Below are 15314 nucleotides of genomic sequence, written 5' to 3'. Positions count from 1 at the left end.
AATAATTAAAGCACTTCTGGTGCCAATGATACAATTTTCATGAATTGTTTTTCACGAAGTTCTCTTGCTACTGGACCAAAAACACGAGTTCCTCTCATCTCACCTGCCGCGTTCAAAAGAACACATGCATTGTCATCAAATCGGATATAAGAACCATCGGCTCTTCTCACTTCTTTTTTGGTACGTACCACTACTGCAGTTGAAACAGCTCCTTTTTTAACGCTTCCGTTAGGAGATGTATCTTTGATAGATACTACAATCTTGTCACCAACAGAGGCATACCTTCTTTTGGTACCTCCTAAAACACGGATAGTTAAAACTTCTTTAGCTCCTGTGTTATCTGCTACTTTTAGTCTTGATTCTTGTTGTACCATAATTATTTAGCTCTTTCTAAGATTTCAACTAACCTCCAACATTTAGTTTTACTTAAAGGACGCGTTTCGCTAATCCTTACCGTATCACCAATGTTACAGTCGTTTGTTTCGTCGTGTGCATGATACTTTTTAGTCTTCAACACGAACTTACCGTATAATGGGTGTTTTACTTTTCTTACTTCTGCAATAACAATGGATTTATCCATTTTGTTAGAAGTAACAACACCAACTCTTTCTTTTCTTAAATTTCTTTTTTCTTCCATCTTTCAGCAGATTACAGTTATTGTAATTCTCTTTTAGTTAGTTCAGTTGCGAATCGTGCAACGGTACGTCTTGCACCTCTAATTTGAAGTGGGTTTTCAATTGGAGAAATAGCATGAGCCATTTTTAAATCAGCATACGCTTTTTTAGATTGGATCAACTTTTCTTGTAATTCCGTTACCGAAAGATTTTTTATTTCTGATTGTTTCATAATAATATAGATTATGCTTCGAAATCTCTAGCGATGACAAATTTAGTTTTTACTGGAAGCTTTTGAGCAGCAAGACGCAAAGCCTCTTTAGCTACTGACAAAGGAACTCCTCCAACTTCAAACATAATTCTTCCTGGTTTAACAACAGCAGCCCAATATTCTACGGCTCCTTTTCCTTTACCCATACGTACCTCTAAAGGTTTCTTAGTGATAGGTTTGTCTGGAAATATTTTGATCCACAGTTGGCCCTCTCTTTTCATAAAACGAGTAGCTGCAATACGAGCTGCCTCAATTTGACGAGAAGTTAGGAATGCTCCTTCTTCATGTACCGATTTAATTCCAAACATTCCATTAGAAAGTTCATGACCTCTACCCGAGTTCCCTTTCATTTTACCTTTTTGTACCTTTCGGTATTTTGTTCTTTTAGGCTGTAACATTTTTCTTTAATTTATAAGATTACTTTCTTTTACGAGCGTCTGGTTTACCACCTCTGTTAAAGTTAGATTTTCCACCTCTGGAATCTCCACCTTTACCACCAGTACCGGATTGTTTTTTATCCATTCCAACAAGTGGAGATAAATCACGTTTTCCGTAAACTTCACCTTTCATGATCCATACTTTAATACCCATTCTACCATAGGTAGTATGTGCTTCAGCAAGAGCATAATCAATGTCAGCTCTGAAAGTTGATAGAGGAATTCTACCTTCTTTGAATCCTTCAGATCTTGCCATCTCAGCACCATTCAAACGACCAGAAATCAAAACTTTGATACCTTCAGCGTTCATACGCATAGAAGCAGCAATAGCCATTTTGATTGCACGTCTGTAAGAAATACGACTTTCGATTTGACGAGCGATGCTAGTCGCAACTAGATAAGCATCTAACTCAGGTCTTTTGATTTCAAAGATGTTGATTTGAACCTCTTTGTCTGTAATTTTCTTAAGTTCTTCTTTTAACTTGTCTACCTCTTGTCCACCTTTTCCGATAATGATACCCGGTCTAGCAGTAGTGATAGTAACGGTTACAAGTTTCAAAGTTCTCTCGATGATTACTTTTGATACACTAGCTTTTGATAAACGAGCATGGATGTACTTTCTGATTTTATAGTCTTCGGCTAATTTATCACCGTAGTCATTTCCACCATACCAGTTTGAATCCCATCCTCTGATGATCCCAAGTCTGTTTCCAATTGGATTTGTCTTTTGTCCCATCTTAATTAATTTGCTTGTGTGTTATCTAATTGTCCCAACACGATTGTAACGTGATTTGAACGTTTTCTAATTCTGTGCGCTCTTCCTTGTGGAGCTGGACGAAGTCTTTTCAACATCATTCCACCATCTACACGGATTTCTTTTACGATTAATCCAGCCTCAGCTACATCACCATCTGCATTTTTCTGTTCCCAGTTATTAATTGCAGATAATAATAATTTTTCAAGTTTTCTTGAAGCTTCTTTTGAACTAAATCTTAAAATATTAAGTGCTCTTTCTACCTTCTGACCTCTTACCAAGTCCGCAACTAAGCGCATTTTTCTAGGTGAAGTAGGGCAGTTATTCAATTTCGCGAAAGCAATAGACTTATTAGCCTCTTTTCTCGCATCTGCTGTTTCTCTTTTACGAACTCCCATTGCTTCTTTTATTTTTTACCTTTATTTTTTGCTCCTGCATGACCTCTAAACGATCTAGTTGGTGAAAATTCTCCTAATTTGTGACCTACCATGTTTTCTGTTACGTAAACAGGTACAAACTGACGACCGTTGTGAACAGCGATAGTTTGTCCAACAAAATCTGGGGTAATCATTGAAGCTCTAGACCAAGTCTTTACTACTCCACCTTTACCGCTTTCAACATTTTCTTGAACTTTCTTATCTAACTTGTAGTGAACGAAAGGTCCTTTTTTTAATGAACGTGCCATATCTTATTATTTCTTTCTACGTTCTACAATATATTTGTTACTCGGGTTTTTCTTAGAACGAGTTCTATAACCTTTAGCAGGAATACCATTTCTTGATCGTGGATGTCCTCCTGATGAACGACCTTCACCACCACCCATTGGGTGATCGACAGGATTCATAGCTACTGGTCTTGTTCTAGGTCTTCTTCCTAACCATCTTGTTCTACCTGCTTTACCAGATACAATTAATTGGTGATCAGAATTAGAAACCGCTCCAATTGTTGCCGAACATGTTAACAAGATTAATCTTGTTTCTCCAGAAGGCATTTTAATTGTTGCATATTTTCCATCTCTCGCCATTAATTGAGCAAAAGTTCCTGCTGAACGAGCGATAGTCGCTCCTTGTCCTGGACGTAATTCAATACATGAAATTACTGTTCCTAGAGGCACTTTGCTTAATGGAAGGGTATTACCGATTTCCGGAGAAGCATCTACACCAGAAACTAATTTCTGACCTACTTGCAATCCATTCTGTGCGATAATATACGTTTTTTCACCATCAGCATAAGCTAATAAAGCAATAAAAGCTGTACGATTCGGATCATATTCAATCGATTTAACCGTAGCTGGAATTCCAACTTTAGTTCGTTTGAAATCAATGATACGATATCTTTGCTTGTGACCACCGCCTGTATAACGCATGGTCATTTTTCCTTGACTATTTCTACCTCCTGAGTTTTTTATCGGTGCTATCAATGAGCGCTCCGGCTTATCAGTTGTAATGGCGTCAAAACCATTCACAACTCTAAATCGCTGACCCGGGGTAATAGGTTTTAATTTTCTTACTGACATTTTATCTTAGATATTGTTGTAAAAATCAATTGTTTCTCCTTCTTTTACTTGAACCATTGCTTTTTTGTAAGCGTTGGTTTTTCCACTGATTAAACCACTTTTTGTGTATTTAGTAGTTCTATCTGGACGTACGTTCATTGTGTTTACCGAAACCACAGATACTCCATAAGCAGCTTCAACAGCTTTCTTAATTTGTACTTTGTTAGCTTTTTTATCTACAACGAATCCGAAACGGTTAGAAACTTCACTTTCTTTGGTTACTTTTTCAGTTACTATAGGCTTCATTATGATGCTCATATTCCTATTATTTACTTAAATTTTCTTCAATTCCTTCTAATGAACCTTCTAACAATATAAGATTATTAGTATTCAAAATAGCATAAGTACTTAATTCTAAGTGACTTACAACGCTAGAGGTTTTTAAATTACGTGAGGACAAATATACATTTTTATTTGAATCACCCACTACAAATAACGATTTTTTATTCTCTAACCCTAAAGCTTTCAAAACATTGATGAAATTTTTAGTGTTTGGAGTTTCAAAATTGAAATCTTCTAAAACGATAATATTTGATTCTTTTGCTTTAATTGAGAAAGCTGATTTACGAGCCAAACGTTTCACTTGCTTATTCAATTTGAATGAATAACTTCGTGGACGTGGACCGAAAACGCGACCTCCACCTTTAAACAAAGGGTTTTTAATACTACCAGCTCTAGCTGTTCCTGTTCCTTTTTGCTTTTTAATCTTACGAGTACTTCCAGTAACCTCAGCTCTTTCTTTAGCTTTGTGAGTACCTTGTCTTTGGTTAGCAAGATATTGCTTAACGTCAAGATAGACTGCGTGATTATTCGGCTCAATTGCGAATACTGAATCAGAAAGAGTAATCGATCTGCCAGTTTCTTTTCCTGTGATATTTAAAACTTTTACTTCCATTACTTCTGAATGATTACATAAGAGTTATTGTGTCCTGGAACACATCCTTTAATTACAAGTAGGTTCTTATCTGCAACTACTTTCAAAACTTTAAGGTTTTGTACCGTTACATTATCAGTTCCCATTCTTCCTGCCATACGCATTCCTTTGAATACTCTAGAAGGATAAGAGGAAGCTCCTACCGATCCTGGCGCTCTCAAACGATTGTGTTGACCGTGAGTTGCCTGACCAACACCACCAAAACCGTGACGTTTAACAACACCCTGAAAACCTTTACCTTTTGATACACCTTGTACATCTACAAATTCGCCTTCTTGAAAAAGGTCTACAGTGATTACCTCACCTAATTTGTGTTCATTTTCGAAGTACTTGAATTCAACGACTTTTTTCTTAGCTACAGTTCCCGCTTTTTTAAAGTGACCTACGGCCGCCTTCGTGGACTGTTTCTCTTTTTTGTCATCGAAACCAAGTTGCAACGCTTCATACCCGTCAACACCTTTGGTTCTGACTTGGGTAACAACACATGGACCAGCTTCGATTACTGTACATGGAATGTTTTTTCCATTTTCATCGAAAATACTAGTCATGCCGATTTTTCTACCAATTAACCCAGACATAATATTAATTATTAATTATTAAATATAAATATAGAACGCAGCTTTTAACCGAACCCTAATTTTTTTGAGGTGCAAAAGTATAACTTATTTACACACAAACCAAAAAAACTTTTTTTCGTCTAAAAGCAGCGTCCTTTTATTTCTCTTGAACTACTACTTAAACTTTGATTTCAACTTCTACTCCACTTGGCAGCTCTAATTTCATTAGCGCATCAATCGTTTTTGAAGATGAAGAGTAAATATCAATTAATCTCTTGTATGACATTACTTCAAATTGCTCTCTAGCTTTTTTGTTAACGTGTGGAGAACGTAGTACTGTAAACAATTTTTTGTGAGTTGGCAACGGAATAGGACCTGTTACTACTGCACCTGTACTTTTTACAGTTTTTACAATCTTTTCAGCAGACTTGTCTACCAACATGTGATCGTAAGATTTTAGTTTTATTCTGATTTTTTGACTCATTTTCTTAAGAATTAAGCGTTACCTTTTGCTTTTTTAATTACCGCTTCTGAAATATTCGAAGGCGTTTCTGCATAGTGAGAAAACTCCATTGTTGAAGTAGCTCTACCAGATGACAATGTTCTTAATGTGGTTACATATCCAAACATTTCTGACAAAGGCACATCAGCTTTAATAGTTTTCGCTCCATTTCTGTCTCCCATATCATTAACCTGACCTCTACGACGGTTAATATCACCAACGATATCTCCCATGTTTTCTTCTGGTGTAATCACTTCCATTTTCATGATAGGTTCCAAAATAACAGCTCCTGCAGCTTTAGCAACTTCTCTATAACCCATTCTTGCCGCTAACTCAAAAGAAAGCGCATCAGAATCGACCGGGTGAAAAGACCCGTCTGTTAAAGTTACTTTCAAACTATCAACTTGGTATCCAGCTAATGGACCCGTTTTCATAGCTTCACGGAAACCTTTCTCTACAGATGGAATATATTCTTTAGGAACGTTACCACCTTTCACAGCATTAACAAATTGTAATCCTTTAGGAATTTTACCTTCAACTTCATCAGCTGGCTCTAATTTAAATACGATATCACCGAATTTACCACGACCACCTGATTGCTTTTTATAAGTTTCTCTATGAACCGCACTTTTTGTAAAAGCTTCTTTATATTCAACTTGAGGCTCACCTTGGTTTACTTCAACTTTGAATTCACGTTTCATTCTATCAACTAAGATATCTAAGTGAAGCTCACCCATACCTGAAATAATAGTTTGTCCCGAAGCCTCATCTGTTCTAACAGTAAATGTTGGATCTTCTTCAGCTAATTTAGCTAAAGCCATACCCATTTTATCTACGTCAGCTTTGGTTTTAGGCTCAATTGCAATACCAATTACTGGTGCAGGAAATTTCATTGACTCAAGAATAATTGGGTGTTTTTCATCACACAAAGTATCTCCAGTTTTAATATCTTTAAATCCAACTGCTGCTCCAATATCACCCGCTTCGATAAAATCGATTGGATTTTGTTTGTTCGCATGCATTTGGTAGATACGAGAAATTCTTTCTTTGTTTCCAGAACGTGTATTCAAAACGTAAGAACCCGCGTCCAAACGACCTGAATAAGCACGGAAAAATGCTAAACGACCTACGAATGGGTCAGTAGCAATTTTAAACGCTAAAGCAGCAAATGGCTCCTTAACGTCTGGCTTACGCAAAATTTTTGTTTGATCCTCTTCTAATAACTCAGCATCATCAGGATGAATTCCTTCAATACCGTCTTTATCCATTGGAGATGGCAAATACTTACATACTGCATCTAACATGAATTGAACTCCTTTGTTTTTGAAAGAAGAACCAGCAATCATAGGAATGATAGCCATATCCATAGTCGCAGCTCTTAGAGCTTTGTTGATTTCTTCCTCAGTAATTGAGTTTTCATCTTCCATGAATTTTTCTAACAAATTCTCATCATAATCAGCAACTGCTTCAATAAGAATCGATCTGAATTCTTTTACCTCATCCACCATATCAGCCGGGATATCGATAATATCAAAAGTAGCACCTTGAGTTTCATCATGCCATATAATAGCTTGATTTTTTACTAAATCAACAACACCTCTGAAGTCATTTTCTTCACCAATTGGCAAAGTAATTGCAACTGCATTAGATTTTAGCATATCACGAACTTGCTGACAAACTCCCAAAAAGTTAGAACCTTGACGGTCCATTTTATTTACGAATCCCATACGAGGCACATGATACTGATCAGCAAGTCTCCAGTTCGTTTCAGATTGAGGTTCAACACCATCAACTGCACTAAATAAGAAAACTAATCCGTCAAGTACACGTAAAGAACGATTTACTTCTACAGTAAAATCAACGTGTCCTGGAGTATCAATGATATTAAAGTGATACGGAATAGATTCCGGAAGCACTTTACCTTGTTTTGTAGGGAAATTCCATTCACAAGTTGTAGCAGCAGAAGTAATTGTAATACCTCTTTCTTGCTCTTGTGCCATCCAGTCCATTGTTGCAGCACCATCGTGTACTTCACCAATTTTGTGTGATTTTCCTGTATAAAAAAGAATACGCTCTGTTGTTGTTGTTTTACCAGCATCAATATGGGCAGCAATTCCTATGTTTCTTGTATATTTTAAATCTCTAGCCATTTCTTTTTATTAAAATCTAAAGTGAGAGAATGCTTTATTTGCTTCAGCCATTTTATGAGTATCCATTCTCTTTTTAACAGCAGCACCTTCTTCTTTAGCAGCAGCTAAAACTTCAGAAGCTAGTTTTTGAGCCATAGATTTCTCATTTCTTCTACGTGCATAAAGTATCATCCACTTCATTGCCATAGAAATTTTACGGTCTGGTCGAATTTGCATTGGAATTTGGAATGTTGCTCCACCTACTCTACGACTACGTACTTCTACGTGAGGCATAACATTAGTCAATGCGTCTTTCCAGATTTCTACTGAAGATTTTTCAGCATCTTGCTTTTTAGCTTCTACGATATCCATTGCATCATAAAACACTTTAAAAGCTGTTGATTTCTTACCGTCCCACATTAAGTTGTTCACAAAACGCGTTACCAGTTGGTCATTAAACCTCGGATCTGGTAAAAGTGGTCTTTTCTTTGCCGCTCTTTTTCTCATTTCTTTTCTTTTGTGTTGAAAGCGCAGATATTTTAATGCCTCTCGACCTTATAAATTCTTAGCTTTGCAACTAATTTAGATTTACTTTTTTGCTTCTTTTGGACGTTTTGCTCCGTATTTTGATCTACGTTGCGTTCTTCCCGCTACACCTGACGTATCAAGTGCACCACGAACGATGTGGTATCTCACTCCAGGTAAATCTTTTACTCTTCCACCCCTAACTAATACTATCGAGTGCTCTTGTAGATTGTGTCCTTCACCTGGGATATAAGCATTCACTTCGTTACCATTTGTCAAACGTACACGCGCTACTTTACGCATTGCAGAGTTTGGTTTTTTTGGTGTTGTAGTGTAAACACGCGTACATACCCCTCTTCGTTGAGGACAAGAATCTAAAGCAACCGATTTACTCTTCTTAGTCATCTGAGTTCTTCCAGTTCTTACTAATTGTTGAATTGTTGGCATAATTAATACTAAAAATTTCTTATATATAATTTTCCCGCTTTTTACGGGTTGCAAATGTAAAAAAGATTTTTCTAAAAACAAATCATAATTCATTAATTTTCAATCACATTAATAAAGATTTATTTTTACTATCATAGAATTCCATTTTTTGCGTTATTTTTACCAACGTCTTATTTATACCGTTTGTAAAATTTTAGAAAATGAATAAGCTGCAAAGTTCTTTTATTACAAAGCCGTTTCTTGAATTATTACATCGGGTAGAATTGCACATATCCAACTAAATTGTATTGAAAAATCTACTACTACTTCTTTTATTATTTAATTGCCAAAATTATTTTGGCCAACAACTATCGTTAAAAATAGTTTCAGATTCAGAAGTAGAAAACACAAAAATTGATTCGCTCGGTTATCTTCAGAAACACTCTAATACGAAAAGCATTCTTGCTGAAGCGCAAAATTTCTCACATAAATTACTACAATTGGGTTATTTAGAAAATCAGCTCACTGATTCTCAAAAAATAAACGATACTTTATACCAATTCAATTTCAACTTGGGAATTCAAACTCAATCGATACATATAAAAATAGACAAAGCGTCTACTTTCCTTTCTTTCCCGAATGACACCATTATCCTACCTATTAATAAAACTGAATTATTTTTGCAACAAAAGTTATCCGAACTCGAATTGAAAGGTTATTCATTGGCGACTGTCCAACTTGTGGATTTTAAAAGAGAGAAGAACCAACTTTTCGCCAGCTTAAAAATTGACAGTAACAAAAAACGATACCTGAATGAAATTGTTATTAATGGTTATGAAAAATTTCCAGAAGGTCACAAAAAAAATATTCAGCGTTTGTACCGTAAAAAAACGTTTAACAAAAATAACCTGAATAAAATTTATAAGGATTTTAATGCTTTCAGATTCATAAACCAGAACCGATATCCCGAAATTTTGTTTAGCGATGACAGCACCAAAGTTTATGTTTATCTGGAAAAAGCGAAAGCCAATAGATTTGACGGCTATATTGGATTTGCAAATGATGAAAATAGCAACCTTAAATTTACGGGGTATCTAGATTTATCTTTAATCAATATTTTAAACTCCGGTGAAGAATTAAATTTATACTGGAAAAGCGACGACGACAAACAAGTTACTTTTAATGCTGGAATTGAAATTCCTTATATTTTTAAAAGTCCGCTAGGCTTAAAAGCGAATCTTACTATTTATAAACAAGACAGTACTTTTCAGAACACAAAAACGGGTTTAGACTTAGGCTATTATTTTACACATAATAAAAAACTATATCTGGGATACCAATCCACAGAATCGAGCGATATTCAGAATTCAAATAATGCATTTATAAGCGATTTCGAGAGCACATTTGTAACTTCTACTTTCGAATACAAAGATTACATCGACGACGCCCTCTTTCCAATGAAGACAAGGTTTATTTTCAAAACTGGACTGGGTGAAAGAAGTTCAAAAATCGAAACCAATCAACAAACATTTTTCGAACTCAACTTTAGCCATAATTTATATCTTGACAAACGAAACGTCGTAAATCTGAAAAGTCAAAACTTTTATTTAAACAGTACTAAATTCATTATTAATGAACTTTATCGTTTTGGAGGCATTCAATCCATTAGAGGATTTAACGAAAACAGCTTACAGGCAAATACTTTTATTTCAATACTTACGGAGTACAGGTTTATTCTGTCACCCAATCTATACATACACAGTGTCTTAGACTATGGATATTATCAAGATCAGACTTCTAACACCAGTAACAGACTTCTAGGAATTGGATTTGGTTTAGGCATTCAATCAAAAAACGGTTTATTAAATCTAATTTATGCCAATGGAACTACGGATGAACAAGTAATAAAGTCAGCAAATTCGGTAGTTCAAATAAAATTTGTAACCAACTTTTAAAGACCCTATTCAACAACAAAAATGATTTAACTAATCAATAATTAAAATTTTATTGATGTGTAAAAAAAGCAAGTCATTCAGCTAACCTTTTTTTATTACATTTGCAACATGGAAAAAGAACATTTGATTTTTGGAATTCGAGCTATTGTAGAAGCCATCACAGCAGGTAAAGAAGTAGACAAAGTATTTCTTCAGAAAGACGCTCAAGGCGAATTGATGAAGGATTTACTAAAAGTAATGAAACGTAACAACGTTAAATTTACTTATGTTCCCGTTGAGAAACTGAATCGTCTGACTCCCAATAATCACCAAGGAGCGGTTGCTACTATTGCACCAATTTCATTTGTAGGTATTGAAACTTTAGTGGAAACTGTTCTTGAAAAAACAAAAACCCCTTTGTTTTTAGTTCTGGATCAAATATCTGACGCAAGAAATTTTGGCGCAATTATTCGTACTGCAGAATGTTCGGGAGTGGACGGAATTATCGTTCAAAAATCTGGAGCCGCTCCTGTAAATGGAGATACAGTGAAAACTTCTGCTGGAGCTGTTTTTAATATTCCAATCTGTCGTGTAGAACATATTAAAGACGCGATTTTCTTTTTACAAGGTTCGGGCATTAAAACCGTTGCTGCAACAGAAAAAACGGATCAAACCATCTATGATATTTCTTTAACCGAACCTGTGGCAATAATTATGGGGTCAGAAGACCGCGGAATTAATCCGTCTGTTCTAAAAATTGTAGATGAAAAAGCAAAGCTGCCCATGTTTGGAACAATTGGCTCTTTAAACGTTTCTGTAGCTTGTGGTGCCTTTCTCTACGAAGCGGTAAGACAGCGAAAATAATTTGAAATGCAAAATACTTAAAACACGCTTTATTCACTTAAATCGTGTTTTTTTATTCCAAATTTGAATTTTCTTTAAAATGATAAACGATTCTAAATTGTTCTTCAGCTGTTGAATGTTGTCCTAGATTAGTCTCAATGGGCTCCTCAATGATTTCGGGTTTTGGAGCATTTACAAAGAGACCATTTTCATCAAATCGCTCCATAAATTTATCTCCTTCTGAAATATAATCAGGTTGTTCCCAATCGTATTTCAGAAACTTTTTATAATCAGGCGTTTTAAATAAAATCGCCATTCCAAAACCGGTAAGCAATCCCGCTAAATGTCCCTCCCAAGAAATTCCTTCTTCAATATCCGGGAAAACATACCAAATCATACCGCCGTAAAGCATTATTATCACCAATGACAATGCAACTAAACGATAATACTGTGAACGCAAACCTTTAAAAAACATAAAACTAACCAATACATATATTAGTCCACTCGCGCCAATATGATAGGATTCGCGACCAATTAACCATGTTAAAATTCCAGACAGCAAAATCCCGTATATCAACACTTTCCAGAAATTTTCCCTGTAAAAGTAACGTAACGAGGCCATCAGTAAGAAAGCTGGAATCGTATTACTGTACAAATGCTCAATACTACCGTGCAAAAAGGGACTAAAAATAATTCCTCTTAAACCTTCAAAAGTTCTCGGGTACACGCCAAATTCTGATAAATTATAATCGAATTTTATTTCAAACCAATATACCGTCCAAATGGAAAGTACAAAAAGTAGCGGTAAAACTACAACCGATAAGGAAAACTTAAAATGATTTTCATTCATGGATGGGATACTTAAACGCACAATGAAGGCAATGTTCTTTCCTAAGTTATCAAGAAGTCCACCAAAAATAAATGTATGTTAATGTGTCATAATTTACAAAAATCAAGTCAATTATTTTGACTAATTTTGCAATTATGGAAGCACCGTTAGCCGAAAGAATTCGACCTCAAACTTTAGAAGAATACATCAGTCAGTTGCATTTAGTTGGACCCGAAGGTTCACTGACACAACAAATAAATAAAGGAATCATTCCTTCACTCCTACTTTGGGGACCTCCAGGAACTGGAAAAACAACCTTGGCAGAAATTATTGCTAAGGAATCCAAACGCCCATTCTTTGTACTGAGTGCTATAAACTCAGGCGTTAAAGACATTCGCGAAGTAATTGACAAAGCGAAACAAAGTGGCGGCTTGTTTACTGCTAAAAACCCTATTTTATTCATTGACGAAATCCACCGTTTCAGTAAATCACAACAAGATTCACTTCTTGCCGCTGTCGAAAAAGGCTGGATTACATTAATTGGTGCTACAACAGAAAACCCAAGTTTTGAAGTGATTCCCGCTTTACTGTCGCGCTGTCAGGTTTATATTTTAAATTCGTTTTCAAAATCAGATTTATTGGCTTTGCTTCATCGTGCGATTGAAAAAGACGCTCATTTGAAAACTAAAAATATCGAACTTAAAGAAACGGAAGCACTCCTTCGACTTTCAGGTGGCGACGGTCGAAAATTGCTTAATATTTTTGAATTAGTAATAAACGCTTCTCAAACAGACGACGTAACAATCGCCAATGAAATGGTGATGAAATTGGTTCAAAAGAACACTGTCTTATACGACAAAACAGGCGAACAACATTATGATATTGTTTCTGCTTTTATAAAATCAATTCGTGGAAGCGACCCAAATGGGGCTGTTTACTGGCTAGCTAGAATGATTGAAGGTGGCGAAGACGTGAAATTTATTGCAAGACGAATGTTAATTCTTTCAAGTGAAGATATCGGAAACGCAAATCCAACTGCTTTTGTAATGGCAAACAATACTTTTCAAGCGGTTTCCACAATTGGCTATCCCGAAAGTCGGATTATATTGAGTCAATGTGCCGTATATCTAGCCACTTCCCCAAAAAGTAATGCTTCGTATTTGGCTATTGGAAAAGCTCAAAAACTAGTAAAGCAAACCGGAGATTTACCGGTACCCATTCATTTGCGAAACGCTCCAACACAACTTATGAAGGAATTAGGTTACGGCGACGAGTACAAATATTCACACGATTATGACAATAATTTTGCCGACCAAGAGTTTCTTCCTGATGAAATTAAGAATACCGCATTTTACGTTCCAGGAAATAATTCTCGTGAAAACGCAACCAAAGAGTTTTTAAAAAACAGATGGAAAAACAAGTATGGCTATTAAACTGATTTGGGCGTTACACCACTGAAAAAGTGGTGTCGGGCTTTCCGTTGCAATCTTTTCTCTCTTAAAGAAAGAGAGAAAAGGATTTCCACTTTAATCCCTAACGCAAGGATTACAAAACAGAAAATTTACTTTTCAAGGCACCTAAAATTTAATACTTAACTTTTCTGAAACTAATTTTTCATTCAGATAATATTCAAAATACCACTCGCTATTTTTCATAAAAACAATCCCGTTTTTCTCTCCTGAAATTGCGATGTAGTAATTGACCTCAGAAGTTTTATATATCTTCAAAATAACTTTCGGCGTTTTATCCACAAGTTGAAAACCATTAGTAATTGATTGTGCAAAAAGCGCATTTTCATTTACAACTTCTTTTTTTGCTATAGGACTAGCGTTTTCTATTTCTGTTTCTTCCACTATTTTTTCAGTCTTCATTCCTTCAAACTTGTAATTCAAATCTTTAATGGACAAAAGTGCTTCTTCCATAGCTTCAATGTATGCCGCTTTCCGGTCCTTATTTCTACTTTTTCCAATCGCAGATTTAAAGACTACCAAATTTTGACAATCCTTAAACTCTATATACAATTTGGTTACAAACATCCCACCTTCGCTTACTGCATTTACATTTAAGTAATTGCAACGATCCTCATAACTGATAAAGCGATTTTCGGCAGTATAAAAAGCTTTAAAACCATATTCTTCTAATCGAAATTTGACTAATGTATTGAGTCGGTGCTCATTTTCGCTATCTTGAAAATTAAATTGGGTAGGAACAATCAAAAATTCATACTGATTTATATTTTGTCCGAAAGAAAACAAGGTAAAAAAACTGAATACTAATAAAAATGCTTTTTTCATAATTGAATTGCTTAACTGCATTAAAGGTATTTTTTTAAATCTAATAAATACTTGATTTGTTTGATGTTTTTATCTTCAAGAATCTGTGGAATTTCACTAAACAAAATGGCATCGATTCCACAATTTAATGCACCTAAAACATCAGCATTAATACAATCTCCAATCATTATACTGCTTTCCTTTTTAGCATTTGCTTGAGACAAAGCATATTCAAAAATAATGGGATTTGGTTTCTTCACTCCAGCAGACTCGCTATTTGTTATAGTTTTGAAATATGACGTTAAATTGGAATTATTTAACTTATGAGTTTGAACCTCATGGAAACCGTTCGTAATAATATGTAAGTTATACTTCGGTTTTAAATAATCTAAAAGTTCAAGAGCGCCTTCAAAGAGATGATTGTGTTCAGGTAAAAAGTGTATATAATCTTTTGTCAATGAAGTCAAAATTTCAATTTCAACAGTGATATTCAGTCGTGAAAACGTCTCGTTTAACCGTCCGTAATTCAACTCATCTCTCGTGATTTTATCTTCCCGAAAAAGTTCCCAATATTTATAATTTATAGGAACATAATGGGCTACGAATTTGACCGGGTCCACATCGATATTGTTTTTATGTAAAATTTTCTCAAAAGTCAATGCTGAATTCTTTTCAAAATCCCAAAGTGTATGGTCTAAGTCAAAAAAAACGTCGAGAATTGGTGCTTTCAA

At 35.2% G+C, this 15314-nt stretch carries 21 protein-coding genes; 3 read left to right on the top strand and 18 right to left on the bottom strand.

Going from position 1 to position 15314, the window contains the following annotated elements:
- Nucleotides 1-5: 5 nt before the first annotated feature.
- The 15 genes from rplN to rpsL all read right to left on the bottom strand — a co-directional run bounded on the left by rplN (nt 6) and on the right by rpsL (nt 8725).
- Nucleotides 6-374 carry a 50S ribosomal protein L14 gene (gene rplN / locus ACQ5J2_RS07125; protein ID WP_022828366.1) on the bottom strand — a complete coding sequence of 123 codons (369 nt, stop codon included), beginning with the start codon at nt 372-374 and terminating at the stop codon, nt 6-8.
- 2 nt (nt 375-376) lie between these two features.
- The gene (gene rpsQ / locus ACQ5J2_RS07120) at nt 377-637 is read right to left on the bottom strand and encodes a 30S ribosomal protein S17 (RefSeq protein ID WP_022828365.1); all 261 of its coding nucleotides are present in this window, start codon (nt 635-637) and stop codon (nt 377-379) included.
- Nucleotides 638-654: 17 nt separating this feature from the next.
- Nucleotides 655-846: a 50S ribosomal protein L29 gene (rpmC, locus tag ACQ5J2_RS07115; protein ID WP_022828364.1), complete on the bottom strand. Its 192-nt coding sequence runs from the start codon at nt 844-846 to the stop codon at nt 655-657.
- A gap of 11 nt (nt 847-857) precedes the next feature.
- Nucleotides 858-1283: a 50S ribosomal protein L16 gene (gene rplP / locus ACQ5J2_RS07110; protein ID WP_432673028.1), complete on the bottom strand. Its 426-nt coding sequence runs from the start codon at nt 1281-1283 to the stop codon at nt 858-860.
- Between the two features lie 19 nt (nt 1284-1302).
- Nucleotides 1303-2058 (bottom strand): 30S ribosomal protein S3, encoded by a 756-nt coding sequence (gene rpsC, locus ACQ5J2_RS07105; RefSeq protein ID WP_432673027.1) that lies wholly within the window; start codon nt 2056-2058, stop codon nt 1303-1305.
- 5 nt (nt 2059-2063) lie between these two features.
- A complete protein-coding gene (gene rplV / locus ACQ5J2_RS07100) occupies nt 2064-2474 on the bottom strand; it encodes a 50S ribosomal protein L22 (RefSeq protein ID WP_300090161.1) in 411 nt (136 codons plus the stop codon).
- A gap of 8 nt (nt 2475-2482) precedes the next feature.
- Entirely contained in the window at nt 2483-2761 is a 279-nt protein-coding gene (rpsS, locus tag ACQ5J2_RS07095; RefSeq protein ID WP_432673026.1) for a 30S ribosomal protein S19, read from the bottom strand.
- Between the two features lie 6 nt (nt 2762-2767).
- Complete coding sequence (gene rplB / locus ACQ5J2_RS07090) at nt 2768-3592, bottom strand: 50S ribosomal protein L2 (RefSeq protein ID WP_432673025.1); 825 nt, start codon at nt 3590-3592, stop codon at nt 2768-2770.
- A 6-nt stretch (nt 3593-3598) separates the two neighbouring features.
- Nucleotides 3599-3889: a 50S ribosomal protein L23 gene (rplW, locus tag ACQ5J2_RS07085; RefSeq protein ID WP_432673024.1), complete on the bottom strand. Its 291-nt coding sequence runs from the start codon at nt 3887-3889 to the stop codon at nt 3599-3601.
- Nucleotides 3890-3896: 7 nt separating this feature from the next.
- Nucleotides 3897-4526, bottom strand: coding sequence for a 50S ribosomal protein L4 (gene rplD, locus ACQ5J2_RS07080; protein ID WP_432673023.1), 630 nt, complete (start codon nt 4524-4526; stop codon nt 3897-3899).
- Entirely contained in the window at nt 4526-5143 is a 618-nt protein-coding gene (rplC, locus tag ACQ5J2_RS07075; RefSeq protein WP_432673022.1) for a 50S ribosomal protein L3, read from the bottom strand. Before rplC ends, rplD begins: the two co-directional genes overlap by 1 nt.
- Nucleotides 5144-5300: 157 nt before the next feature.
- Nucleotides 5301-5606, bottom strand: a complete 306-nt coding sequence (gene rpsJ / locus ACQ5J2_RS07070; protein ID WP_011963470.1) for a 30S ribosomal protein S10 — start codon at nt 5604-5606, stop codon at nt 5301-5303.
- Between the two features lie 11 nt (nt 5607-5617).
- Complete coding sequence (fusA, locus tag ACQ5J2_RS07065; RefSeq protein WP_432673021.1) at nt 5618-7774, bottom strand: elongation factor G; 2157 nt, start codon at nt 7772-7774, stop codon at nt 5618-5620.
- 9 nt (nt 7775-7783) lie between these two features.
- Nucleotides 7784-8260, bottom strand: a complete 477-nt coding sequence (gene rpsG / locus ACQ5J2_RS07060) for a 30S ribosomal protein S7 (protein WP_026718729.1) — start codon at nt 8258-8260, stop codon at nt 7784-7786.
- Between the two features lie 81 nt (nt 8261-8341).
- On the bottom strand, nt 8342-8725 hold the full coding sequence (rpsL, locus tag ACQ5J2_RS07055; protein ID WP_022828353.1) for a 30S ribosomal protein S12: 384 nt from the start codon (nt 8723-8725) through the stop codon (nt 8342-8344).
- Nucleotides 8726-9012: 287 nt separating this feature from the next.
- Here rpsL and ACQ5J2_RS07050 point away from each other — a divergent pair, with 287 nt between their 5' ends.
- Both ACQ5J2_RS07050 and rlmB read left to right on the top strand, forming a co-directional pair.
- Nucleotides 9013-10659 carry a hypothetical protein gene (locus ACQ5J2_RS07050; RefSeq protein WP_432673020.1) on the top strand — a complete coding sequence of 549 codons (1647 nt, stop codon included), beginning with the start codon at nt 9013-9015 and terminating at the stop codon, nt 10657-10659.
- Nucleotides 10660-10767: 108 nt separating this feature from the next.
- On the top strand, nt 10768-11502 hold the full coding sequence (gene rlmB / locus ACQ5J2_RS07045) for a 23S rRNA (guanosine(2251)-2'-O)-methyltransferase RlmB (protein ID WP_432673019.1): 735 nt from the start codon (nt 10768-10770) through the stop codon (nt 11500-11502).
- 52 nt (nt 11503-11554) lie between these two features.
- Here rlmB and ACQ5J2_RS07040 read toward each other — a convergent pair whose 3' ends face one another.
- Complete coding sequence (locus ACQ5J2_RS07040) at nt 11555-12331, bottom strand: rhomboid family intramembrane serine protease (RefSeq protein WP_432673018.1); 777 nt, start codon at nt 12329-12331, stop codon at nt 11555-11557.
- A gap of 134 nt (nt 12332-12465) precedes the next feature.
- Here ACQ5J2_RS07040 and ACQ5J2_RS07035 point away from each other — a divergent pair, with 134 nt between their 5' ends.
- Nucleotides 12466-13743 carry a replication-associated recombination protein A gene (locus ACQ5J2_RS07035; RefSeq protein ID WP_432673017.1) on the top strand — a complete coding sequence of 426 codons (1278 nt, stop codon included), beginning with the start codon at nt 12466-12468 and terminating at the stop codon, nt 13741-13743.
- Between the two features lie 144 nt (nt 13744-13887).
- Here ACQ5J2_RS07035 and ACQ5J2_RS07030 read toward each other — a convergent pair whose 3' ends face one another.
- Together ACQ5J2_RS07030 and ACQ5J2_RS07025 are read right to left on the bottom strand one after the other, a co-directional pair.
- The gene (locus tag ACQ5J2_RS07030; protein ID WP_432673016.1) at nt 13888-14604 is read right to left on the bottom strand and encodes a hypothetical protein; all 717 of its coding nucleotides are present in this window, start codon (nt 14602-14604) and stop codon (nt 13888-13890) included.
- Between the two features lie 20 nt (nt 14605-14624).
- Nucleotides 14625-15314, bottom strand: coding sequence for a YjjG family noncanonical pyrimidine nucleotidase (locus ACQ5J2_RS07025; protein ID WP_432673015.1), 690 nt, complete (start codon nt 15312-15314; stop codon nt 14625-14627).

The organism is Flavobacterium sp. SM2513 (assembly GCF_050908145.1).
Classification (GTDB): domain Bacteria; phylum Bacteroidota; class Bacteroidia; order Flavobacteriales; family Flavobacteriaceae; genus Flavobacterium.
The sequence above is the reverse complement of the archived record's forward strand: the minus strand, read 5'-3'. Positions and strand labels throughout refer to the sequence as shown.